The 22,077-nt window shown below is 60.7% G+C and carries 22 protein-coding genes and 1 pseudogene; 11 read left to right on the top strand and 12 right to left on the bottom strand.

Annotation, left to right across the window (positions count from 1 at the left end; translation table 11 throughout):
• Position 1: 1 nt before the first annotated feature.
• The 4 genes from V1280_RS23080 to V1280_RS23065 all read left to right on the top strand — a co-directional run bounded on the left by V1280_RS23080 (position 2) and on the right by V1280_RS23065 (position 4,471).
• The gene (locus V1280_RS23080) at positions 2-586 is read left to right on the top strand and encodes a protein-S-isoprenylcysteine O-methyltransferase (RefSeq protein WP_334529281.1); all 585 of its coding nucleotides are present in this window, start codon (positions 2-4) and stop codon (positions 584-586) included.
• 495 nt (positions 587-1,081) lie between these two features.
• Complete coding sequence (locus V1280_RS23075; RefSeq protein ID WP_334529278.1) at positions 1,082-1,771, top strand: hypothetical protein; 690 nt, start codon at positions 1,082-1,084, stop codon at positions 1,769-1,771.
• Between the two features lie 447 nt (positions 1,772-2,218).
• On the top strand, positions 2,219-2,638 hold the full coding sequence (locus V1280_RS23070) for a Rap1a/Tai family immunity protein (protein WP_334529275.1): 420 nt from the start codon (positions 2,219-2,221) through the stop codon (positions 2,636-2,638).
• Between the two features lie 216 nt (positions 2,639-2,854).
• Positions 2,855-4,471 (top strand): B12-binding domain-containing radical SAM protein, encoded by a 1,617-nt coding sequence (locus tag V1280_RS23065; protein WP_334529272.1) that lies wholly within the window; start codon positions 2,855-2,857, stop codon positions 4,469-4,471.
• Here V1280_RS23065 and V1280_RS23060 read toward each other — a convergent pair.
• Entirely contained in the window at positions 4,451-5,368 is a 918-nt protein-coding gene (locus V1280_RS23060; protein ID WP_334529269.1) for a lipid A biosynthesis lauroyl acyltransferase, read from the bottom strand. The genes V1280_RS23065 and V1280_RS23060 overlap by 21 nt on opposite strands.
• A gap of 297 nt (positions 5,369-5,665) precedes the next feature.
• Here V1280_RS23060 and V1280_RS23055 point away from each other — a divergent pair, with 297 nt between their 5' ends.
• Positions 5,666-6,682, top strand: coding sequence for an integrase core domain-containing protein (locus tag V1280_RS23055; RefSeq protein WP_334529266.1), 1,017 nt, complete (start codon positions 5,666-5,668; stop codon positions 6,680-6,682).
• Positions 6,683-6,886: 204 nt separating this feature from the next.
• On the opposite strand, the gene V1280_RS23050 is transcribed toward V1280_RS23055, so the two are convergent.
• From V1280_RS23050 to V1280_RS23030, 5 genes are read right to left on the bottom strand one after another with little or no spacing between them, the layout of a single operon-like run.
• A complete protein-coding gene (locus tag V1280_RS23050) occupies positions 6,887-7,789 on the bottom strand; it encodes a ribokinase (RefSeq protein WP_334529263.1) in 903 nt (300 codons plus the stop codon).
• The gene (locus tag V1280_RS23045) at positions 7,786-8,634 is read right to left on the bottom strand and encodes a BtpA/SgcQ family protein (protein ID WP_334529260.1); all 849 of its coding nucleotides are present in this window, start codon (positions 8,632-8,634) and stop codon (positions 7,786-7,788) included. Before V1280_RS23045 ends, V1280_RS23050 begins: the two co-directional genes overlap by 4 nt.
• A gap of 15 nt (positions 8,635-8,649) precedes the next feature.
• The gene (locus V1280_RS23040; protein WP_334529257.1) at positions 8,650-9,873 is read right to left on the bottom strand and encodes a carbohydrate kinase family protein; all 1,224 of its coding nucleotides are present in this window, start codon (positions 9,871-9,873) and stop codon (positions 8,650-8,652) included.
• Entirely contained in the window at positions 9,866-10,942 is a 1,077-nt protein-coding gene (locus V1280_RS23035; protein WP_334529254.1) for an ABC transporter ATP-binding protein, read from the bottom strand. Before V1280_RS23035 ends, V1280_RS23040 begins: the two co-directional genes overlap by 8 nt.
• Positions 10,939-11,841: an ABC transporter ATP-binding protein gene (locus tag V1280_RS23030; RefSeq protein WP_334529251.1), complete on the bottom strand. Its 903-nt coding sequence runs from the start codon at positions 11,839-11,841 to the stop codon at positions 10,939-10,941. Before V1280_RS23030 ends, V1280_RS23035 begins: the two co-directional genes overlap by 4 nt.
• 214 nt (positions 11,842-12,055) lie before the next feature.
• Between V1280_RS23030 and V1280_RS23025 the strand changes: the two genes are divergently transcribed.
• From V1280_RS23025 to V1280_RS23010, 4 genes are all read left to right on the top strand, one after another.
• Positions 12,056-13,000 carry an ABC transporter permease gene (locus V1280_RS23025; RefSeq protein WP_334529248.1) on the top strand — a complete coding sequence of 315 codons (945 nt, stop codon included), beginning with the start codon at positions 12,056-12,058 and terminating at the stop codon, positions 12,998-13,000.
• The gene (locus V1280_RS23020; RefSeq protein ID WP_334529245.1) at positions 12,997-13,854 is read left to right on the top strand and encodes an ABC transporter permease; all 858 of its coding nucleotides are present in this window, start codon (positions 12,997-12,999) and stop codon (positions 13,852-13,854) included. Before V1280_RS23025 ends, V1280_RS23020 begins: the two co-directional genes overlap by 4 nt.
• Positions 13,855-13,888: 34 nt before the next feature.
• Positions 13,889-15,400: an ABC transporter substrate-binding protein gene (locus tag V1280_RS23015; RefSeq protein ID WP_334529242.1), complete on the top strand. Its 1,512-nt coding sequence runs from the start codon at positions 13,889-13,891 to the stop codon at positions 15,398-15,400.
• Positions 15,401-15,482: 82 nt separating this feature from the next.
• Complete coding sequence (locus tag V1280_RS23010; protein ID WP_334529240.1) at positions 15,483-16,256, top strand: glutamine amidotransferase; 774 nt, start codon at positions 15,483-15,485, stop codon at positions 16,254-16,256.
• Positions 16,257-16,335: 79 nt separating this feature from the next.
• On the opposite strand, the gene hpxZ is transcribed toward V1280_RS23010, so the two are convergent.
• The 5 genes from hpxZ to V1280_RS22985 all read right to left on the bottom strand — a co-directional run bounded on the left by hpxZ (position 16,336) and on the right by V1280_RS22985 (position 20,130).
• The gene (gene hpxZ, locus V1280_RS23005; RefSeq protein ID WP_334529237.1) at positions 16,336-16,737 is read right to left on the bottom strand and encodes an oxalurate catabolism protein HpxZ; all 402 of its coding nucleotides are present in this window, start codon (positions 16,735-16,737) and stop codon (positions 16,336-16,338) included.
• A 570-nt stretch (positions 16,738-17,307) separates the two neighbouring features.
• Entirely contained in the window at positions 17,308-18,189 is an 882-nt protein-coding gene (locus tag V1280_RS23000; RefSeq protein ID WP_334529234.1) for a hypothetical protein, read from the bottom strand.
• Positions 18,186-18,485, bottom strand: a complete 300-nt coding sequence (locus tag V1280_RS22995) for a hypothetical protein (protein ID WP_334529231.1) — start codon at positions 18,483-18,485, stop codon at positions 18,186-18,188. Before V1280_RS22995 ends, V1280_RS23000 begins: the two co-directional genes overlap by 4 nt.
• Positions 18,482-18,652, bottom strand: coding sequence for a hypothetical protein (locus V1280_RS22990; protein WP_334529228.1), 171 nt, complete (start codon positions 18,650-18,652; stop codon positions 18,482-18,484). Before V1280_RS22990 ends, V1280_RS22995 begins: the two co-directional genes overlap by 4 nt.
• A 254-nt stretch (positions 18,653-18,906) precedes the next feature.
• Entirely contained in the window at positions 18,907-20,130 is a 1,224-nt protein-coding gene (locus V1280_RS22985; protein ID WP_334529225.1) for an alkene reductase, read from the bottom strand.
• Positions 20,131-20,260: 130 nt separating this feature from the next.
• On the opposite strand from V1280_RS22985, the gene V1280_RS22980 reads away from it, so the two are divergent.
• Positions 20,261-20,578 (top strand): hypothetical protein, encoded by a 318-nt coding sequence (locus V1280_RS22980; protein ID WP_334529222.1) that lies wholly within the window; start codon positions 20,261-20,263, stop codon positions 20,576-20,578.
• A gap of 238 nt (positions 20,579-20,816) precedes the next feature.
• Here V1280_RS22980 and V1280_RS22975 read toward each other — a convergent pair.
• Positions 20,817-21,394: pseudogene (locus V1280_RS22975) on the bottom strand (efflux RND transporter permease subunit); the annotation flags it as partial.
• Between the two features lie 135 nt (positions 21,395-21,529).
• On the opposite strand from V1280_RS22975, the gene V1280_RS22970 reads away from it, so the two are divergent.
• Positions 21,530-21,880, top strand: coding sequence for a DUF5335 domain-containing protein (locus V1280_RS22970; protein ID WP_334529219.1), 351 nt, complete (start codon positions 21,530-21,532; stop codon positions 21,878-21,880).
• The last annotated feature ends 197 nt before the right edge of the window (positions 21,881-22,077 follow it).

Below are 22,077 nucleotides of genomic sequence, written 5' to 3'. Positions count from 1 at the left end.
AATGACGCCCACCATTTCGAAAATCATCTTCGTTGCGTTGGTGATCGGCTGGTACGTTATACGTTATAAGTACGCGCGGCGTTCTCGCCGTGCCAGGATCGTGTGGAGCGCTCGCGGCCCCCTGGAAATTGCTCTCCTGCTTACATCTCTTTCGGGGCTCGGACTTGTTCCGCTCGTCTACGTAGCGACGGGAATGCCTCGTTTCGCAGCTCACAGCTTTTATCCCTCGTTGGCGTGGCTGGGATCTCTCTTTGCGATTGCGGCTTTGGGCGTGTTTCACCTGACTCACCGTGCACTCGGCCGGAATTGGTCGATAAGTCTCGACGTGCGGGAGAACCATGAACTCGTGACGGAAGGGATTTACCGGAGAGTTCGACACCCGATGTATTCGGCATTTTGGCTGTGGGCTATCGCCCAGACATTGCTGCTGCCTAATTGGATCGCCGGTTTCGCGGGCATTGCTGGCTTCGGGATTTTGTTCTTTGGCCGCGTTGCAAGAGAAGAGCGAATGATGCGGCAGACGTTTGGCGACAGCTATCGCGAGTATATGGCGCGGACCGGCCGGGTCTTTCCGTGGAAGCTCTGAGGTAGGTCCCGGCACGTCTCGACCTGTGGTCCCCACGAGGTTGATTTGGAACCAAACGCCTCAATTTGCGTGCCATTTCCGCAACATACGGCGGGAAAAGCTGTCGGAGCCGCCGACTCCCCAGTCTATTCGTTGGTGTCGTGGCGAGTGTCAGGTTATTTCTATGCGTGTCAGGTGAATTCCGATCCCTCCCGAACAATGGTGAGAGCCCGATGTTGAAATTCGTTGTCCTTGGAATCGCTTCTTTGGCTTTCGTGGGAACCGCAGTTGCTGCCGACATGCCACGGCCTCAGCCGGTTGCCGCCGCCCCCGCGCCAGTTGGTAAATATCCCGTCGGCAAATACCCCGTTGGTAAGAGCCCGGTGGGCAAATACCCGGTCGCTGCCCCGGCTCCGTTGGTGACCAAAGGTTGATCTGACTTTCCATTCGGACGCCAGCGGCGTTCGTGTGGGGACTACCTGTGGCATCGGATCTTGGATCCAAGAGGATTCGAAGATGGCGGGAGTGTTTCGGAAATATCCGGGTCCAAAGCTTCTTGCAAAGGCCGCCATGCTGGCGGCGTTTGTGGGCTTGGGGTCCGGGATCAGTAGCGCACAACCACTCGCGGCGCGTACCGACCAGCAGCAACGGGACGCTCTCCCCAGTTCGGCGACGAAGCATGCGGAGAGCATGGCTGCTGCTACGCCAGCCACATCAGATGTAAAGCCAGTTCGAAGAGCTGCCGCCACGGGTCCCTACTACGTTGATTTTCGTGCCCGCACGGCAGCAACGTACGGTCATGCATTCGTCTGGTACGGAAAGACGAGCGAAAAGCAGGTCGAGGTCGCTGGTCTGGCTCCGGCCGGCGACGAGATACCGTACCTCTTGGGACACCTCATATTTGTCCCCTCTGAGACGGGTGCGAGCTATGGTGATCTTGACGAGCAATATCTGACGGCCAGCTATCGCGTCTATCTGAATGAGGCTGACGCCAAGAAGGTGTTTGCCTACATCAAGCACATTCAGGAGACGTCGCCGGTCTGGAATGCGGCGACCATGAATTGCACTGCATTTCTCGGCCGCATAGCAACTTTTATGGGCCTGAACGCTCCATTTCATCTGTTAAAGCCTGAGGAATACGTTAACCGCCTCAGAGAGCTGAACGGTGGACGAAAGACGGTGCAGCTTGAACCCGATCATGGCTAGACTCGCTGGTATGCGAGCTGGTCCAGCTTTCCTGGCCGTCTCGATGGCGCTCCGTCCTGCGAGCGGCATCTTTCGCGCAAGTGCGGGCTCGGTACGGGCGGTGTTCACGTGCTGCCTCACGCCGGATAGTCAATTCTCGAGGCTAGGCCGAGAGCAATCGATCAATGCGCCTCGCGTACGCGGCTGGATGACAGGCGCTCTCGATGTCTGTCTGCGGTCCACCCAGTATTTCGCACAATGGACGCGCCGGATCGGGACTTGTGCCATACAAAGCCCTCTTCGGCTGTGCGAAAATAATGCTATGCGCACTCGTTAGCTTCGCCCGCATTGGAGGTCATGGATAAGAGCCTCGTTTTGAGCTAAGCGGTCTGAGCCGCTTGGAACGACGCTGGCGGCGGTTCCGTTGCGGCAAATCAAGTGCTGTAAACTACAGGGCTCAGGACACCAATGCGGGTCTATATCATTGTTGCCAGCCTTGTCCTTTTGATCATCGGGAAGGCCAGCGCCACGGTTGTCGATAAAGGAACCGACGCGCAAAAGTCTTGCGAACTGCTTGTTCAGAACTCGTTTCGCAATCAGGACGAAGCTCGGTCCGCCGGCGTATGTGAGGGAATGATCGAAACTGCGATGCTCTTTTCACCAAATCTGCCAGCTGACGTGCGTGCATGCCCCCCCGCCCAAGGCAGCACTTTGCAAAGTGCCAAGGTTCTTCTGCGGTATCTTGATAACAATCCGGATCGAGCGAGTGAGCCGGGGATCACCGTCGCCATCGAAGCATTCAGGGATGCTTGGCCCTGCCGTGGGGACGACGCTGAGTCGTCCACCGGAACTGGACCGAAAAAGCGTGCCCCAAAAAAATCCAAATAGAACGCGTATCTGCTGATACTGATGCTAGCCTTACGGTCCCGCGATGTTCGCGTCAGGCTTGATTGATTCGCAATGCACTACCGTCGAGGTGCGCGAACTGAACCGCAGTGCACACCTCCACAATCAGCACTCAACGCCTTATCGACGAGCGAAGCGAACCCTTGAGCCCCGATAAACAGCGGGGCATTGTGCCATCAACGCCCGGGCTGGAGCAGCATGACGAACCCCTGCCGCGTGCTAATGATCTATCCGAAGTTCGTTCCGAACTCGTTCTGGAACTATGCGGAGGCCTGCGAACTCGTCGGAGCGAAGTATCCGGCGGCGCCACTCGGCCTGATCACCGTCGCTGCTATGTTGCCGAAGCATTGGGACATCCGGCTCGTCAACCGTAACACCGAGCCTTTGACGGACGCGGACCTCAACTGGGCCGATCTCGTGATGATCGGCGGTATGCTCAACCAACAGCCTGATTTCATCTACCTGATCGATCTCGCCCACCTGCACGGCAAGCCAGTGTGTGTCGGTGGGCCGGACGTCTCCTCCAGCCCGCATCTTTACGCGGACGCGGACTTTCAGGTGATCGGCGAGGCCGAGCATGTCATTGAGCAGTTCATCGCCGCCTGGGAAGGCGGCGAGCGCAGGGGCGTGTTCATCGCCGAGAAATTCACGATCGATGTCACGCAGAGCCCGATGCCTCGCTACGATCTGATCAACTTCGATCACTATCTCTTCATCGGCGTGCAATATTCACGTGGCTGCCCGTTCACCTGCGAGTTCTGCGACATTATCGAGCTGTATGGTCGCGTGCCGCGCACCAAGACCAACGATCAGATTCTCGCCGAGCTGCAAGCGCTCTTCGATCACGGTTATCGCGGGCACGTCGATTTCGTCGACGATAATTTCATCGGCAACAAGAAGAACCTCCGCACCCTGATGCCGCGGCTCAAAGCCTGGCTGGAAGAGCACGACTATCCATTCGAATTCTCGACCGAAGCCTCGATCAACATCGCTGACGACAGCGAGCTGTTGCAGGCCATGAAGGATGCGAACTTCTTCGCGATTTTCGTCGGCATCGAGAGCCCGGATCCCGAGACGCTCGTGCAGATGAAGAAGAAGCAGAACACCAGGCGCAACATCGCCGAGTGCATTCACAAGATTTATAGCTACGGCATGTTCGTCACCGCCGGCTTCATCGTCGGGTTCGACAACGAAAAGGCCTCGATGGGACAGGCAATGGCCGACTTCATCGAGGAGGCGAGCATTCCAGTCTGCATGATTGGACTGCTTTATGCGTTGCCTGGCACACAGCTCACACGGCGGCTGGCCGCGGAAGGCCGCTTGCACCAGGGCCATGACCTCATGAACGTCGAGCAGGTGGGCGATCAGTGCACGCTCGGCTGCAATTTCGATACCAAGCGTCCGCTTCGTGACATCCTTGCCGATTACAAGGCCGTGCTCGGGCACGCCTACAGCCCGACGGCATATGCAGGACGGCTGTCGCGTCTCGCCGCTATGCTCGACCGGTCCGACCGGCGCCGCGACCTGCCGGATGGCGATGTGCGCAAGAGGCTTGGGGGCATCGACAGCGTACACAAGATCATGCGGGCCGTGCCGGAGGTTCGCAAGCCGTTCTGGAAGACCTTCGTCGAGGTCGCCAAGACCAATCCAGGTGCACTGCGTTACATCGTCATGCTGATGGCGCTGTACATGCACCTCGGGCCGTTCTCGCAGCGCGTGATTGGCGAGATTGACCGCCGCATTGCCGAACTGGACGATGTGCTTCCGCTGGCGGCCACGGAGCTTGAGCGGGTGCTACCGCCAGCGACGGTGTAGCCACAGCCACTGATCGGGATATTCGCGGATCCAACCCTCAATCACCGACGTGACCGCCTGCATAGTTCCCTGAACGTCGATTTGCCCGGAGGCGTCGCGGACGGGCTTCACTTCTTCAGACAGTTCGCTACGAAAGCGGTGTCCGGGTAGGCGGATGATGCGCACGCCATGAACCGGGCACTCGATCTGCCGCAGCAGTCGGGCCAGCATCGGATTGGCCTTGGTCTTGCGGCCAAAGAAAGTAACCTCGACCCCGTTGGTCAGATATTGGTCGACCAGCATCCCGACGTGCTGACCGTTTTTCAGGGCTTCTGCAAGTCGTAGGGGAGCGTCACGACCAGCCGCAATAAGCGTACCCATGTTCACGGCCCGCATATCCTGGATGATGCGGTCGGCGGACGCGATGTTGGGTCGGCGATACAGGATCGCGGTGTCCAGCCCATGTGCGACGCCTGCCAGCGCGGGAAGTTCCCAGTTGGCAAGGTGACTTGCAAAGATCAGCGCCGGTTTGCCGTCGAGTCGCAGCTGCGTAAACAATTCATACGAGCGCTTGTCGATTTCGATCCGGCTATCCTCGGGCCGTGCGGGATCGTACTTCCAGATGTGATCAAGATGCGCGAATTCGGCGCCTACACGACCGAGATTGTCCCAGACGCCTGCGAGAATGGTCTCGATCTCTGCAGGCGATTTCTCCGGAAATGCGGCGGTTAGATTGGCTCGACCGGTCTTTTGCTCCCGCATCATGGGCCCGATTGAGCGAGTGATCCGGGCGAACAAGTTGGCGGTCTTGGTCGGATCGAAATGGCGAGCAGTGCGCAGTATTCCGATTGTCAACGCACCCACCGCCGCTTGGCCCAGGGCCTTGGTCACGTCGCGAAATTGGGGCCTACTGCGCATAGCAACGACAATCTTGGCTTACACGTCGGCTTTCCACGGCTTCAGCGCGCATCATCATACCACCGATACGCGATGCGATCAAAGACACCGACGAGTTGCGCAGGGCAGGCCTCTCGGATCGAGCTTCGTCTGGAGAAAATGTCCGTTAATGGGATGGACCGGTTTGCTTCTCCCGCGAGGATAGTCTGCAGGGACGACCCCGCAGCATCCGGCGAAGTAGCCCATGGAGCTCACCTGTCCCTGTCGGAAACCTAATCCGGCTGGCACGTGAGCCGAATCGCGCAATGCTTCTGTCTCATGAGAGAAGCTTACAGCCTAGTCTGGTCGGTGCTGGTCTTATTGTTCCGGTCGCGGGTCTCGTTGGAAGCTGAGATCCTGATCCTTCGTCATCAACTTAACATCCAGCGACGGCGCCTGCCGAAGAGAGTGGCCTTCAGGGCGATGGATCGCCTGATCTTTGTTGCGTTGTATCGTTTGGTGCCGAATACCATCAAGGCGCTGACGATTGTGAAGCCGGACACCGTGATCCGTTGGCACCGTGCTGGTTTCAGATTGTATTGGCGCTGGAAATCGCGGCACCGCTGCGGTCGACCGACTGTACCATTGGAAATTCGCCGGCTGATGCGCGAGATGAGCATCGCCAACCCGTTGTGGGGAGCGCCGAGAATCCATGGAGAGCTTCTCAAGCTCGGCATCGAGATCGGCCAGACCAGCGTCGCCAAATATATGGCGCGGAGGAGGGGCCCTCCCTCGCAGGGGTGGAAGACGTTCCTTCGCAACCATGCGGATGGCATTGTCGCAATCGACCTGTTCGTCGTGCCAACAATCTCGTTCCGGCTGCTCTATGGTTTGCTGATCATGGGCCATGGCCGGCGGCAGATCCTGTGGTTTGGGGTGACCGCGCACCCGACGGCCGAATGGATCGCCAATCAGCTCACGGAAGCCTGCGGCTGGGAGCAAATCCCTCGTTACTTAATCAGGGACCGCGATCAAGCCTATGGCGCGATCTTTGTCCGCCGGGTTCGGTCGATCGGCATTCGAGACCGCCCGACGTCTTTCTGCTCACCATGGCAAAACGCCTACGCAGAACGGTTGATCGGTTCAATCCGGAGGGAATGCATTGATCATGTCGTAGTCTTCGGCGAACGCCATCTGCGCCACGTTCTGCTGTCGTACCAAGACTACTACAACGCCACGCGCACTCATTTGTCATTGAACAAGGATGCTCCGGTCCCTCGCGGCGTTGAGCGTGCCGGGAATGTCGTCTGCCGCCCGATCTTGGGCGGACTGCACCATCAATATGGCCGGATGTGATTTACGGCAGGCACAGGTGGAATGTAAGTCGATTGAGGGCAGCCCCTAACTCCCCGAGCACAAAAAGGCCCAATCGATGTGGGACGTAAAAGCATGGAAGTTCTGTTCCGCCTCCGCCTTGTCCCATCGTGAGTTAGTTTTCTATATAGTAGCTGTGCAACCCGGATTTCCCCGAACAGAATTCTTGGCCAGCCACGGTTGCGACTACGGACAGCCGAGTTCTTCGGCAAGTATCGTGATTTCGGCGCGGCTCGGGAACGAGGGCGTGGTGTTGGGCCGGGTTACCGATAACGAGGCCGCGGCGACCGCGACAGTGACGGCTTTCGACAAGATCATGCCATTCGCAAGAAGACCTGCAAGCGTACCGACGAACACGTCACCGGCACCTGCGGTATCGATGGCGGCTACCCGCGGGGCGTCGATCGTAGTCTCGATTCCATCGCTTATCACCAGCGCGCCGCGCGCTCCCAAAGTAATGATGGCGGTGTGCAAGCCGCTGGCCCGCAACGCTGCGGCGGCCGATGGCGATCCCGCCGTCAGCAGATCAGCTTCTTTCTCATTTGCGATCACGATATCGAACAGTCCGAGAATCGGCTTCATGTCCCACGCAATGGGGGCCGTGTTCAGTACGCGCGTCGCGCCGCGCGCCTGTGCGGTTTGCGCCGCCGTGCGGGTGACGTCCGCGGCGAGATTGCCTTGCATCAGCAGCACATCACCGGCAGCCAGGGTGTCGCAAAAGCTATGCGCTTGATCCGATGTGACCGAGCTCGCGCAATCGGTGCTGCTGACGATGACATTCTCTCCGCCGGTCGCCACCCAGATCGCGGAGAGGTCGGTTGGCGCATTACAAATCAGCCAGTTGACGTCGAGGTCGGCTTCGTCCCTGAACCCGTCAGCGAGGAAGGCGGCTTCTGCATCCTGTCCAATCGGGGCGACAAGCAGTGTCGGCGCGCCAGTACGCGACGCAGCGACGGCCTGATTCAGACCCTTGCCGCCGGCGCAGCGTGCCGTACTCAGCGCCAGCACGGTTTCGCCTGGCATCGGCAGGCGATCGACGCGCTGGATCACGTCGAGCGTCGCATTGCCCAGTACCAGCACGCGGCTCATCCGCGGGCCTTGCGCACGACCGCCATAAAATTGGACAGCCTGACAGGATCAACCTCGTTCCACCAGCCGCCCTCACGTTTGAGCGCACTGGCGACGATCACCGCATCGGTAAATTGGAAGATCGATGCAACGTTGTCGGGCGTAACGCCACTGCCGACCATGCTGGGCAGCTTGGTCGCGCCGGCAACGGCTTCGAGTTCGTCCAGCCTGGCGCTGTCGCCGGTGCGCTGGCCGGTGACGATTACCGCGTCGGCGTCGAAGAACTCCGCATCCCGTGTCAGCTCCTGCAACGTGCGGTCAGCGACGACGGCATGCGCGCCGTGCTTGACATGGACATCGGCGAAGATCGCCACGTCCTTGGCGCGCAGCCAGCTGCGATAGCGGCTGGCTGCGCCAGCCTTGCCCTCGATGAAACCTTCATTGGCGACATAGGCATTGGCCCATTGGTTGACCCGGACGAACACCGCGCCGGCCGCCTTGGCGACGGCGAGCCCCTGGACGGCGCCGTTGGCCAGCACGTTGATGCCGATCGGCAGGCCGGACTCGCGACGGACGCGGTCGGCCATCACCGCCATGCAGGCGGCGGTTTCCGGGCCCAGTTCGTCGGGCTTGGCGAACGGGATGTCGCCATGGTTCTCGACGATCAGGCCGTCCACGCCACCCTCGCGATATCGCTGAGCCTCGGCGCAGGCGAAGTCATAGATGTGCGCGACCGCTTCGCCGTCGTAATGCGGCGAACCGGGCAGCGGCAGCGAATGGATGACGCCGATGACGGCCTGGCGTCGGCCGAAGATGCGCTGGATCGCATTGTCCTTGGCGCGATAGATCGAAGTGTTCTCGGACAACGGCTATCTCCAAATTCAAATGATGGCGTGGGCCGAAACATTTGCCTCGTCAACGAGGCGGATCAGGTCGGAAGCGGAGGGGCGCAACTCCTGCGCACCAAAGCAGGTGACTTGCAGGCTGCCGGCCGCGCAGGCGAGGTTGAGTGCTTTTGGCAACGGGCAGTCGTTGAGCCATGCGGCCAGAAAGCTGCCGACGAAGCTGTCACCGGCACCGGTGGTATCGACGACGTTAACCGAAAGCGCGGGTGCCTCGATGATGGCGCCATCGCGCGTCACGGCGGCCGCACCGTCGGCGCCCAGCGTCACGATCATGACTTCGGGGCCATTCGGCCCGGCGGCACGCGCTTTCGCCGCGAGATCCGCAAGGTTAGCGCGGACATTGCCGGGAATGGATGGCAACAGGGCCAGCGTTTCGCGATGAAGCACGACGAGGTCGAATGATCGGAACACCTCATCGGCATGCCCCTGAAGCCATTCCGGTGGCAGGCCGGTTGCCTGCATGCTGGTGCGAAAACCTTTGGCTCGGGCCTCGGCCGCGGCCGCGATCTGGGGCGGTACCTGATAGCCTTCCAGATGCAGCCACCAGCGTGTCGTCTGGGGATCGGTGGTCTCGACGAAGCGCTGGACGTCAACATCGTTAAGCAGCGACGGCTCGTTGACAATGGTACGCCGGCCATCGGCTTCGACCAGCACCAGCGCACGGTTGAGCCGGCCGCTTCGTCGTTCGCGCGGGATGATGAGATCGACACGACGGCTCGACAATTCAGCCGCCGCCCAATCGCTGTCCTGATCGAGCCCGATCGAGGTAATGATCGATGCTGCGACGGGAAACGGCTGGCCGAGACCGGCTGCGATCGCCGCGACGTTGGCTGCCGGTCCGCCGATCGATTTGACGATCTCGTTCGCCAGGCGACGCTCTTCGCGTTCGGGCAAGCGATCGAGGCACGCGGTGTAGTCGACGCTGACATAGCCGACCGTCGTCAGGCGCGGCACCGAGGCGTCGATCCGCAGATTGGGCTCGGGCTGGCGCTTGCGCGCCGTCAGCGAGCGCGCTGTCTCGGCCGGACGATAATTCAGTGCTGCGATTGCCTTGTCGACGCGCGCTCGCGTGGCGGCTGTCACCGACACCCGGCCGCCGATGACATGCGAAACCGTTCCCTTTGAGACGCCGGCGGCGCGTGCGACGTCGTCAATGGTCGGCTGGGTGCGATTGCCAAGATCGTGCGGTTGATCAGACATGGATCGCTCCCGTCATGCGGGCGCGGCGCAGTAGATCGAGGCGCGTTCGGTAAGCCGCTGTCATCCGGCTTTCGCCATCGTCGAAGGCGGCGAAGGCTGTAAGACCTCCGGCGCGAATGCAGGCGGACAGTCGCGGCGAGGGCGCGACGGCAGCCAGCGGCGGATCGGCCGCAAGGCACGCCTCAATCCGATGCGGGCAACGCGAGGCGAACCGGCACTGCGACCAATCGGCGTATGGGCTCGGCGGTTCGCCAGTGATGGTCTCGTGGCTGCGCAGCGAGCCCGGCACCGGACTCGGCGTCGCAGCGAGCAGCATGCGCGTATAGGGATGGCGCGGATCGGCGAAGATGGTCTCCGACGGCCCGCTCTCAACCAGGCGTCCGGCGTAGAGCACGCCGACATGGGTCGCGAGATGACGCACCACCGCCATGTCGTGGGAAATGAAGACATAGGACACGCCGAGCCTGGCGCGCAGTTCGCTCAGCAGATTCACGACTTGGGCCTGGATAGAAAGGTCGAGCGCCGAGACCGGCTCGTCGCAGACGATCAGTTCGGGCTCGACCGCCAGTGCGCGCGCGATGGCAACGCGTTGGCGCTGGCCGCCGGAGAATTCGTGGGGATAGCGGTCGGCATAACTGGCATCGAGGCCGACCAGCGACAACAACTCGGCAACACGATCGGCGATCTGATGCGGCGGACGCAGATGATGCAGTGCAATCGGCTCGGCAATGGCTGCGCCGATGCGAACCCGCGGGTCGAGCGAGCCGAACGGGTCCTGAAAAATAATCTGGATCCGGCGGCGCAAGCGTCGCAACTCGGCAGGTGCGAGCGCACCCACGTTGATGCCGTCGAAGGTGATGTTGCCTGCGTCTGGCTCAATCAAACGTAACAGCATGCGCCCGATGGTGGTCTTGCCCGAACCGCTTTCACCGACCAGCGCAAACACATCGCCGCGCCGTAACGAGAAGCTGACGTCTGACACGACCCGTGCCGATTTCGAGCGGCCGAAAAAGCCGCTGCCGGACACGAAGGTCTTCGAGAGCTTCTCGACGGTGAGCAGCGCGGTCATGTGACATGCTCCTCGAGCGGCGCGCGCCAGCACGAGACCCAGTGGTCAGGTTTTATTTCGCGCAACGGCGGATACGCTTCGCTGCATTGCACGACCGTAAAAGGGCAGCGCGGCGCGAAGCGGCAGCCCGACGGCATAGCACCGGGCGAAGGGACCTGACCCTCGATCGCAGCAAGCGCCCGGCCACGCTCGTCGGTGCGCGGCATCGCGGCGAACAGCGCCAGTGTATAAGGATGCATCGGATCGCCGAACAAAGCGGTGCGCGATGTCCGCTCGACGATGCGTCCGGCATACATCACCGCGATCTCGTCGGCGATCTCAGCGACCACGGCAAGGTTGTGGGTGATGAAAAGCACGGCAGTGCCGAACTCCGAGCGCAACTGGTCGATCAGGCGCAGGATCTGGCTCTGGATCGTGACGTCGAGCGCTGTTGTCGGCTCGTCCGCGATCAGGATCGCAGGACGGCAGATCAGCGCCATCGCGATCATCACCCGCTGGCGCATGCCACCCGACAATTGATGCGGATAGGTCTTGAGTCTGGTTTCAGGCGCAGGAATCTGCACGCGGCGAAACATCTCCAGCGCTGCATCGAAAGCCGCTTGCCGGGTCAAACCCTGATGGACCATCAGGGCTTCGGTCACCTGGTCTCCCACCGTCATGACTGGGTTCAGCGCCGTCATCGGCTCCTGGAACACCATGGCCATGCGGTTACCGCGGATACTGTTCAGCGCGTACTCGTCGGCGTCCGCAATATCTTTGCCATCGAGCACAAACTTGTCGGATGAGAGGTGTGCGGTGGACGGCAGCAACCGCATCAGCGACAGCGCGGTCAGGCTTTTTCCGGAGCCGGATTCACCGACCAGGCACAGAATACGTCCGCGCTGCAGCGTGACGTCCACGCCGTCGACGATTGTTGCGCCGGCGGCAAAGCCAACGCGCAAGTTCGTCACGACAAGCGCGGCGTCGCGCGGGCTGCGCTCAACGCGAGTTGGCGCGGAAACGGACAGGGCCACCTCATTGTGCATTGCGTTTAGTCGGTCCGAACTATTGACAGAACGTCGTTAACCCCAGAAAATCACATTTGAACCGGTTCAATCAAGCAGTGTTTTGGGCATGGCCCGCTATTTCGCCACACGGCTGATCTCCCTCGTCCCGATCCTGTTTGGGACGTCGATCGTGGCGTTTTTCCTGGTTAGGCTGGTCCCGGGCGATCCGGCCATCGCGTTGCTGGGCATGGAGGCCGATGCGCGCGCGCTCGCTGCGCTGCGCCAGCAACTGGCGCTCGATCAGCCGATCGTCGTTCAATATGTCACCTGGCTCGGCCACATCCTGACTGGCGATTTCGGACGTTCGATCCAGGGCGGTCGGGCGGTGTTTCCGCTGTTGATCGGTGCGCTGGCGCCGACAGCGCTGCTGTCAGCTGCCGCTCTGGTCATTTCCCTTGTCATCGCGATCCCGGCCGGGATTGTCGCTGCCACTAGCCGCAACAGTGCCGCCGACTACGTCGCTTCGTTTCTGGCGCTGTGCGGACTTTCGCTGCCGAGCTTCTGGCTCGGCATTCTTTTAATCCTGATGTTTTCCATCTACTTGCCGTTGTTTCCGGCCTCCGGCTATGTCTCGCCATTGGCCGATCCGATCGCCCATTTGCGCCATCTGGTGCTGCCGGCGGTGACGCTGGGCGCAGCGCTCGCAGCCGCCACCATGCGCATGACGCGCGCAACCATGCTGGAGGTTCTGCGCGCCGATTATGTGCGAACCGCACGCGCCAAGGGGCTTTCACGCCGCAGCGTGATCTGGGGGCATGCGCTGCGCAATGCGCGCATTCCCATCGTCACGCTGCTTGGCATTCAGCTGGGCCAGTTGCTCGGCGGCGTCGTCATTACCGAGACAGTGTTCTCCTGGCCCGGCATCGGCAAGCTCACCGTCGATGCAATCTTCGCCCGCGACTATCCCGTGGTGCAGGGCGCGGTATTGCTGACGGCGACGCTGTTCGTGCTGATCAACCTTGTGACCGACTTGATCTACACGGTGCTTGATCCGCGCGTGCGCCTGTCATGAGCACTGATGCGATCCTCCGCCCGTCGGGCACCGCTGCGCTACTGCGTGCGCTGAGCGGTGATCCGCGCGCGGCGATGGGTCTCGGCCTCGTCGCGCTGGCGAGCGCGGCAGCTCTGGGCGCCCCACTGATCGCGCCCTATCCGCCTGATATGCCCGACTTCATCAACATCCTCGCGCCGCCGTCGTCGGGTCATTGGCTTGGCACCGATGAACTTGGCCGCGACGTGCTTTCGCGGATCATCTATGGCGCGCAGACCTCGTTGTTCGTCGGCATTCTCAGCGTCGCGGTGGCAGCAGTGGCCGGAACCGCGCTGGGGCTCATCTCCGGCTATTTCGGCCGGTGGGTCGATGCGCTGATCATGCGGATCATGGATGTGGTGTTCGCCTTTCCGAGCATCCTGCTGGCGCTGGCGATTACGGCGGTGCTCGGTCCCAGCCTGAACAATGCGGTACTCGCGATCGCTGTGGTCAACCTGCCGGTGTTCGCCCGTATTGCGCGCGCGCAGACGCTGGTGGTTCGCGAACTCGAATTCGTCGAAGCCAAGCGCGCGCTGGGCTTCGGCATCGGCAATATCCTGCTGCGCACCATCTTGCCGAATATCCTGGCGCCGGTGATCGTGCAGGGCTCGCTGCTGTTCGCTTCCGCCATCATCACCGAATCCTATCTCTCTTTTCTCGGGTTGGGCGCGCAGCCGCCGACGGCGACATGGGGCAACATGCTGCGCAACGCGATCGGCTTCATGGAGCTGGCGCCATGGCTGGCAGTGTTTCCCGGCGCCGCGATCTTCCTCACCGTACTCGGCTGCAATCTGCTGGGCGATGGGCTGCGCGACCGCTTCGACCCGCGCGACTGATGATTTCAACAAAATCTCAAACTGGAGACGAGATATGATCCTTCGCATTCCCCGGCGTCATTTGGTTGCCCTGATCGCTGCGGTACCGATCGCATTTTCGGCACCGCCCGTTAAAGCTCAGGACAGTAAGACGCTGACGGTCGGCATCGTCTCCGATCCGGTCACCCTCGACCCCGCGCTGATGGCCTCGTTCTTCGAGATTTCCGTGCAGTACAATCTGCATGAGCCCCTGGTCCATGTGACGCCCGATCTCAAGATCGAGTCGGGTCTGGCCAGCGTCGAGACGCCGGATCCGCTCACCTATCGTTTCACGCTGAAGCCGAAGCTGACCTTCCATGACGGCACGCCGATCGATGCCGCCGCCGTCAAGGCCAATTTCGACCGCATGCTTGATCCCGCCACCGCTTCGCCGCGCCGCAGCGAGTTGAGCCCGATTGATCAGGTCGAGGTCACCGGTGCGCTAACCTTCACCATCAAGCTGAAGATGGCCTATGCCCCGCTGCTGCAGGTGCTGTCGAACCGTGCCGGCATGATGGTGTCACCGGCCGCGCTCAAAAGTCTCGGGCCCGATTTCGCCACCAAGGCGGTTGGCGCCGGCCCTTATAGGCTCGTGAGCTGGACCAAGAATTCCGAGCTCGTACTTGAGCGCTTTCCCGGTTACTGGCGCGGTCCGGCGGCGATCGAGCGAATCGTGTTTCGTCCGATCGCCGACGAGACCGTGCGCCTAACCAATCTGCGCTCGGGGACCGTCCAACTGGTAGACGCGGTGCCGGCACAGGCGGTAGGTCAGCTCGGCCGCGAGGCCGGCATCACGCTTAAGCAGGCGTCGGGCCTCGGCTTTAACGCGTTTTCGCTCAACACGACTAAGCCGCCGTTCAACGACGTGCGCGTGCGACAGGCATTCACCACGGCGATCGACAAGCAGGCGATCCTGCGGGCGGTCTATTTCGGCACGGGCAGCGTCGCCCAGGGCGCGATCCCGCCGTCAATGGCCTGGGTGCATGATGCGGCCTTCGCTCCCTACAAGCCCGGCGCGGACACGGCCCGCAAGCTGCTCGCCGACGCCGGCGTGACCACACCGGTGTCGGTGACCATCACCGTCACCAACTCTCCGGCGCAGGTGCGGACCGCGGAGGTGTTGCAGGCCCAGGCCAACCAGGCCGGGTTCAAGGTCGAGATCAAGCAGATCGACGCGACCAGCCTGATCACGGTGCTGCGCCAGAAGGATTTCGATCTGTGCATGTCGCCGTGGTCCGGCAGGACCGATCCGGACGGCAATATCTACAACTACTTCACCAAGACCGGCCCGAACAATTTCATGGGCTATCAGAGCGACAAGGTCACCGACCTACTCGAAAAGGCGCGCAGCGCTCCGGCCCAGGCGGATCGCGCAAAACTTTATCGCGAGGCCGAAGCGCAGATCGCGATCGATGCGCCGATGCTGTTCCTCACGTTTCCTGCGACCCTGCAGGCTTCGGTCAAGTCGCTAACCTGGTTGCAATACCCTGACGGTGCCTTCCGGCTGCAATTCGCCAGCTTCCAATAAAGGCCGCTTCCGCTTCAAAGGATGACGTGGCTGCATCCGCGCCATCCAGTTTGTATTCGCCCCGACCGACGGACCGAGAATCATGACTGCAAAGAAAATCCTGCTGGCCGGCGAAAGCTGGACGTCAACGGCAACCCACATCAAGGGATGGGATCAATTTCCCTCGGTCACGCATCATCGCGGCGCCGACGAGTTCGTCTCGATCCTGTCCGGTGCCGATTTCGATATCACCTACATGCTTTGCCACGAAGCGGCCGTAGACTTTCCGTCGCGGGAAGAGGACCTCGACGTCTATGACTGTATCATCCTCAGCGATATCGGCGCCAATACCTTGCTGCTGTCACCCGAGGTCTGGATCCATTCCCGCCGCGCGCCGAACCGGCTGAAACTGCTGCGCAGCTATGTCGAGCGGGGCGGCGGCCTGATCATGGTCGGTGGTTATTACAGCTTCCAGGGCATCAATGGCGGCGCACGCTACCGCAACACCGCCGTTGAGGCCGTGCTGCCGACGGCGATCCATCCTTACGACGACCGCCTCGAACTGCCGGAGGGCATAGTGCCGGAGCTGAGCCCGGGGGCCGAACATCATCCAATCCTGAACGGCGTGCCGACCGATTTCCCTTATCTACTTGGAATCAATGAAGTCGTCGCCAAGCCCGATTCCGTGACGCTGCTAACGCTGCCGGCCGGCGAGGGCGGGCATCCGCTGCTCGCGGTGAGGGAGGCCGGAGCAGGGCGCAGCGCTGCCTGGACCACCGACATCGGACCGCATTGGCTGCCGAACGAATTCCTGCGCTGGGATGGCTTCAAGCCGCTGTGGAGCAATCTGCTGCACTGGGTGAGCCGACGGAGTTGAGACGGCATCTCAGGGCGTGCGTCTCGATATTTCACAAGCTCTACGGACGATGAGATGACTGGCCCAAACCGGAAGCACTCTAAACCGTGACGCCGAGCAGGCTGGCATGGGCAGAGACGATCCGCCAGCCGTGTTCGGTGCGCGTCAGAGTCTTGGTCTCGCGGCCAGTCGTCGCTTCCCCCTCGCGCTGATATTCGGTGTTGGCGGTGGCGAAGTCGCGGCCGTAGGTAGTGATGATCGTGTTGAATAGCGTGCGGTGAAATTTACCGAGTTTCTCGCTGCGGCGGAAATCGGAGATCGATTGCCAGCCGTGAAGGTTCTCGCCGACGCCATAACGCGTAGTAGCGCCATGGTTCCAGAACAGCTCTTCCATCACCGGGAGGTCGTTTGCCTGCAGTGCGCGCTCATAGCGCTCGAATACTGCGCTGACTTCCGAAATAATATCGGGCAGATTGATGGGATTAGTCACAGTGTCATCCACTCGGAGTATCGCTGCGGGATCTCAGTTTGATACTACATAATGGCGGAGAGCCATGCAGTAGTCGACGGGTCGGCGGCCGAACTCATGGGACAGCGAGGGTACTTCGCAGCCCTGTGCCCATAGGGGCTATTCTAGTCCCACGGGTGAAGCATTTTCGCGGGAAGCGTATCCATTCGGCGTAGGCCGCAGGTTAGCGCTTGAGCAGTCCTGGGTTCTCTTTGTAGAACCTAATCAGCTCGATGAGGTTTTCGATTCCGAAGTCGGTGAACGATTGGGCGAATTCGGCTGGCCTGCGTCCACTAACGTAACTTATCCGTCTCCAATGGAGCAACTGCTCCAATACGACCTGGGCCTACTGGGCTGGTTTAGCCGTCAGATCGTCTGTCGCGATCAAAGATGACGACTTGAAAAGTACTCTAACGGTCAACTGGCATCGGGCTAGGTCGGCGAGCTTGAGCGGTGTTACGATGACCCGTCCTGCCGTCTTCGGCGCGTCCCATGACAAGCTGAACGCGGACAAGCGGCTCGACAACTATTGAAGTGGTGTTGTGGTGTTCGAATGGCGTTCAGTCAATCTGGCGCTGGGCCGCCCTGAAGGGACCAATCGCGGCCGGTCTTCTGCTTCATTCGCGCGAGAAGTTTGTCGATCCTCTCAGAATATAGCGACTCGACGGCGTTCACAAAATCCGGCCACTCCTTGGCGCCCCCGATATGATATCCGACCGAAATCCCGAATTTGATTTCGAAGCGATTATCCTCGAACGCTATCTCGAGCGCGTTTGACACTGAGTCATGTTCGTCGTGGTGCGCGAAGCGCTTGTTTCTCAGATCGACCACTCGATCGTGGATGGCCCGCAGCTTTTCAGGAAGGCTGTCACGCGAAAAGCCGCTTCCGTTTCCGCCTTGGTGCAGCCGGACGTAAGTCACTACGAACGCCGTCGTGAGCATCTCGAGTTCGAGCAGCGCCTCCATCTTCAGTTCGAATTTGTAAGCCGACAGGCGCTTCTGCACATGCTTCAGCGTGACCAACGTAGCGAACGAGCTCAAAAGTTTGACGAGTTGCGACAATTCGTTGTCGACGGACTTCAGAATGACGCGCCCGTCGTCGGCCATTGCTTGGAAGTGATTTCTCCACTCCTCGGGGAGGTACTGGAGCGCCTCTTCGGGCAATAGGTAGAATTCTCCCGTGCCTTCCTGGTGAAGCGTCAGGTCGCGGTTTGCTTGTTCCATCAGCGTGGATACCTTGTTCATTGTGGCGGCGACGCGCTCCGCCTGATTTTTTGGGAGGAGGCAACCGAGTGAGTTGCAGTAGGTATTCCTCACGATCCAGTACGGCCAGGACTTGTCGCCCTTCATGCTCGCCGTCTCGGCGTAGAATGGCGGCGCCATGCCGATCCCGCGTTTTGTCTTCAGCATTTCCCGGGCGAAGTCGTCGACGTCTTCGTCTGTCACGTGCTCAAACTCCCTCCGGAGCGCGCCAGCTTGATGCGATCCAGGACTTCTACCAGATACTGCTGGAGGATTTCGATGATTTCATGCAGCAGCCGGACTCCGCCCGGCACGCCATGAATTGTGCCATTACCGCGCATCACATGGCGGATTGGGTATGGGGAGACTTTGTCAAGGATGATGCTGCGCTCAAGGCCAAGTTCGGCATCAAGAAGAAAGAGGGTTTCATGGCCTGGATCGATGGCCAAACCGTTTGGTACGGACGTCACAACATCATCGAGCCAGGGCGAGAAGATCAATGGTCGCCCATGTCTGAAATCACCATCCTCAAAGTGGCGCTCTCGACGAGGTGGCGTGCGGCCATCTCGTCGGGCGCTTCGACCCAGACTGCTTCCTTGAGATTGGAGGCCGCCCATTTTTCGTCGTCTGCTCTGATGTCGATGGGAGCCAGCCGATACACGGACATCAGAAGCCCTCAATACCGGGGCGTGCGCGTGCGATGTACTGAGCCTGAGCCGCGGTCGCGAAACGCGCGATGCAATCATGGGTCGCCCTACGTTGTCGAGTCCCACCAATGGATGAGGCCGCAGCAAAGCGAAGAGGTAACGGTACCAGCGCATGGCAAGTTTCCCGAAGAATGTGTTGGCCAAATGAAAGAGGCCGCCCACTGAGGCGCTCTTTCTTATTCAGCGAAAGTCACAAAGAGCAGCCAGCCGATCACTACCGCAGCCACGCCAGTGCAAAGAGAAAATAGAAGCTATTGCGTCCCATGGTCGCTTCAGCCAGCCATCCCCCTTCCCGTGGAGGGTATCCCTTCTCGCCGCCCCCGTAATAGGTCGTCGGATCGTCGACGTTGAAGGGCGCACCGAGGCGGATCCGCTCGGGCAGGTCCGGATTGGCGATGAATTTTCGGCCGAACGCGATCAGGTCCGCCATGCCTTCGCGAAGCCATTTCGCCGCGGTGTCGGCCTGGAAGCCGCCCGCCACGATCAGCGTTCCCTTGTATTTCTTCCGGATCAGCCGGACCATATTCATCGCCTTCGGGTCCGGCTCCTGTCCATTCTGCATTTGATCCAGCGCAGGGTTGACCATATGCAAATAGGCGAAGCCATAGTCGCTGAGCCGCTCGGCAACATATCCGAAGGTCGCCTCCGGGTTCTCGTCGTGAATATCGTTCAACTTGCCCATCGGCGAGATGCGCACGCCGATGCGGTCCGGCCCCCAGATCGGCATCAGGGCCTCGGCGACCTCGAACAACAGCCGCGCCCGGTTTTCTACCGGGCCGCCATATGCGTCGGTGCGCCGATTGGTGCCGGTCTCGATGAACTGATCGAGCAGGTAGCCGTTTGCGGCATGGATCTCGACGCCGTCGAAATCGGCGGCCTGTGCGTTCCTGGCCGCGCGCTCATACTGCGCGACGATGTAGGGCATCTCTTCGATATTCAGTGCGCGCGGCCGCACGAACGGAACAAGTTCACCTTCGCCGCGCTCGTTTTCGATGAAGGCTTCGCCCTCGGGTATGACGGCCGACGGCGCGACCGGGAGCATGTTGTCGGGCTGCAGCGCCGGATGCGAGATGCGCCCGACGTGCCAAAGCTGATTGAAGATCAATCCGTGGGCCTCGCGTACCGCCTTGGCGACCCGGTGCCACGCTTCTACTTGCTCGCGGCTGTGGATGCCGGGGGTCCAGGCGTAACCTTGGCCCTGCATCGATACCTGCGTGGCCTCGCTCACGATCAAAGCGGCGGAGGCGCGCTGCGCATAGTAGCAGGCGGCAAGGGAGCTCGGCACATTGCCCGGCTGGCGTGCCCGCGAGCGGGCCAATGGCGCCATCACGATGCGATGGCGTAGATTGAACGGGCCGAGCCGGTAGGGCTGGAACAGCGGGTCCGTGTCTGAGCCCTGAGTGGTACTTGGCCGCGTAGCGGTGGCGATCTCGTCCATCGTTTCCCTCCTTAAGACATCCAAAAAGCCTGTCACTTTGGGAAATACTAGCGACGGATCGGCTCGCTTCCATTGATAGCCGTCAATGCAAAGAGCGGCTGGAATTTCGCTAATAGAGTCCGCATTCGCAGTGACCGCATCGGTGAAGGCCGGCGTCACCAAAGAAGATGAAGATGAAGATGAAGATGAAGATGAAGATGAAGATATGGCCATCATCAAACCGACCGACATGATCACCGTCGCCGAGGGCTATGACGCGATGCGGATCTTCCTCGAGACCGTCTGGCAGCGCCAAGGCAAGCCCGCCGGCGAGATCGAGCTTCTGATAGGCGGCTTGAAATGGGCCGATGGCTCGCCGATCAATCCGACGTTGTGGGAAGACTGGCTGGCGGCTGCGCAAGTCGTATGCAGTTGTCGGACGCAGGAGATCGTCGACGGCGAAAACTGATATGCTGGCGCTGCCGCTATTCAGTGCGCAGTTCCTCGCGAGCGTTTTTTGCCAAAGCTCCGCGCTAAAACCCCTCGATGAGCCCTTCAAATTGGAGGCGTATTCGTGTTTCGGTCAAACCTTCGCTGGTGATGCTGTAGAAGCACCGGCAACGCCAATCCGGGCGGGGGATCGTAGTTTCGTTCGGGTTCATCACTCCGCTCTTGCAGTGGAATACCGCCCTTGGGAGCGTCCGAGGTTGCACGTCCTCGAGCGCGAGCCCTCGCGTCTGCAGTTTTGCGCGGTCGACCTGAACGCGCACCGCCGGCTTCTGCTCGCCCCCGATCACGACTTGCGCCACCCCTTTGATCTGCGAAATCTGCTGAGCGGTGACCGTGTCCGCGAAGTCATCGACGGTGGTGATCGGCAACGTATCCGAATATGCGGCGATGACCAGGATCGGCGAATCTGCCGGGTTCACCTTAAGTAGGTGGCGAGGTGAGATTGGTGGGAAGCTGACGGTTCGCGCCGCGGCATCGAAGTGCGGTCGAGATCGAGTTGCAGACCGATCGAGGTTGCGCCGAGCATGCTCGTCGACGTCATGTCCGTGAGACCGGAGATTTGCGCGAACTGGCGCTCTAGCGGCTGGGCCACGGTTGCCGCGATGGTTTCGGGGCTTGTTCCCGGAAGCTGCGCGGCGACCTGGATGGTCGGGAAATCGATCTGCGGCAGCGGCGCCACCGGCAGGAGCGGAAAGGCCGCAATGCCGACAACCGCCAGCGCCATCAGGAGCGAGGTCGCGACGGGGCTGCGGATGAATGGTTCGGAGATTTTCATACGATCAAATCCGGCCTCTCGTTCGAAATTTGCGGGAATATTGACCAGCGTCAGCGCATTCGAGCGAGCCGCGAATACCGTAATAGAGAGGCTAATGCGTGCGACCGCAGCAGGATCAATTTGGAGGTCGAGATAATGAAGATCGAGAAATTGCAGTGGCGCGGCTACTTCGATCGGGTGTCAAAGGCACTTGTCAGCAAGCGCGCAGAGATAGAGGTGGCCTCGCTCAAGCTCGGTGACCGGATCGAGGCAGAGTGGTTGCCGCTTCTGGGGATTTCCTACGACCCAAAGAACGACGTCATCGATATTGCACTTGAGGGATTGACTCATCTGATCAACGAGCCCCGCGAGGTATACGTCGAACAAGATGGCTTGGAGCTGTCAGCTCTTGAGGTCGTGGATGCTGAAGGGTCGCGTCAAATCGTCGTTCTCAAAGATCCGCTGATGCTGCCGGCGCCGGCGCAATCCACCAAAAAAGCGAGCTGATAATTCGTCGGATGTTGTAATCGACAGCCGCATGCGCCGGAGTACAAAGGGTATCCCGCGTCCGTGATGCCACAATTGGCGGTGGGCCAGCGTCCCCTTCTACCTGCGCACCGGTCCACGGCAGAGGTAGGTAACCGAACCTTGGCATGCTTGCTCGCGAGGCACGATAGCCACTTTACCACGGGATGCGATAATTT

The sequence above is a fragment of the Bradyrhizobium sp. AZCC 2230 genome (genome assembly GCF_036924495.1).
Classification (GTDB): Bacteria; Pseudomonadota; Alphaproteobacteria; order Rhizobiales; family Xanthobacteraceae; genus Bradyrhizobium; species Bradyrhizobium rifense.
Note: the sequence above shows the minus strand (reverse complement) of the source record. Positions and strands in the feature narration are given on the sequence as shown.

What these genes read in the sequence shown, in the direction of transcription:
- V1280_RS23015 (WP_334529242.1), top strand. Translation starts at nt 13,889, where the DNA reads ATGATCCTTCGCATTCCCCGGCGTCATTTGGTTGCCCTGATCGCTGCG.
- V1280_RS22990 (WP_334529228.1), bottom strand. Translation starts at nt 18,652, where the DNA reads ATGTCCGTGTATCGGCTGGCTCCCATCGACATCAGAGCAGACGACGAA.
- V1280_RS23070 (WP_334529275.1), top strand. Translation starts at nt 2,219, where the DNA reads ATGCGGGTCTATATCATTGTTGCCAGCCTTGTCCTTTTGATCATCGGG.
- V1280_RS22970 (WP_334529219.1), top strand. Translation starts at nt 21,530, where the DNA reads ATGAAGATCGAGAAATTGCAGTGGCGCGGCTACTTCGATCGGGTGTCA.
- V1280_RS23050 (WP_334529263.1), bottom strand. Translation starts at nt 7,789, where the DNA reads ATGAGCCGCGTGCTGGTACTGGGCAATGCGACGCTCGACGTGATCCAG.
- V1280_RS23020 (WP_334529245.1), top strand. Translation starts at nt 12,997, where the DNA reads ATGAGCACTGATGCGATCCTCCGCCCGTCGGGCACCGCTGCGCTACTG.
- V1280_RS23065 (WP_334529272.1), top strand. Translation starts at nt 2,855, where the DNA reads ATGACGAACCCCTGCCGCGTGCTAATGATCTATCCGAAGTTCGTTCCG.
- V1280_RS23060 (WP_334529269.1), bottom strand. Translation starts at nt 5,368, where the DNA reads ATGCGCAGTAGGCCCCAATTTCGCGACGTGACCAAGGCCCTGGGCCAA.
- V1280_RS23075 (WP_334529278.1), top strand. Translation starts at nt 1,082, where the DNA reads ATGGCGGGAGTGTTTCGGAAATATCCGGGTCCAAAGCTTCTTGCAAAG.
- V1280_RS23025 (WP_334529248.1), top strand. Translation starts at nt 12,056, where the DNA reads ATGGCCCGCTATTTCGCCACACGGCTGATCTCCCTCGTCCCGATCCTG.
- V1280_RS23035 (WP_334529254.1), bottom strand. Translation starts at nt 10,942, where the DNA reads ATGACCGCGCTGCTCACCGTCGAGAAGCTCTCGAAGACCTTCGTGTCC.
- V1280_RS23080 (WP_334529281.1), top strand. Translation starts at nt 2, where the DNA reads ATGACGCCCACCATTTCGAAAATCATCTTCGTTGCGTTGGTGATCGGC.
- V1280_RS22985 (WP_334529225.1), bottom strand. Translation starts at nt 20,130, where the DNA reads ATGGACGAGATCGCCACCGCTACGCGGCCAAGTACCACTCAGGGCTCA.
- V1280_RS23010 (WP_334529240.1), top strand. Translation starts at nt 15,483, where the DNA reads ATGACTGCAAAGAAAATCCTGCTGGCCGGCGAAAGCTGGACGTCAACG.
- V1280_RS23055 (WP_334529266.1), top strand. Translation starts at nt 5,666, where the DNA reads ATGAGAGAAGCTTACAGCCTAGTCTGGTCGGTGCTGGTCTTATTGTTC.
- V1280_RS23040 (WP_334529257.1), bottom strand. Translation starts at nt 9,873, where the DNA reads ATGTCTGATCAACCGCACGATCTTGGCAATCGCACCCAGCCGACCATT.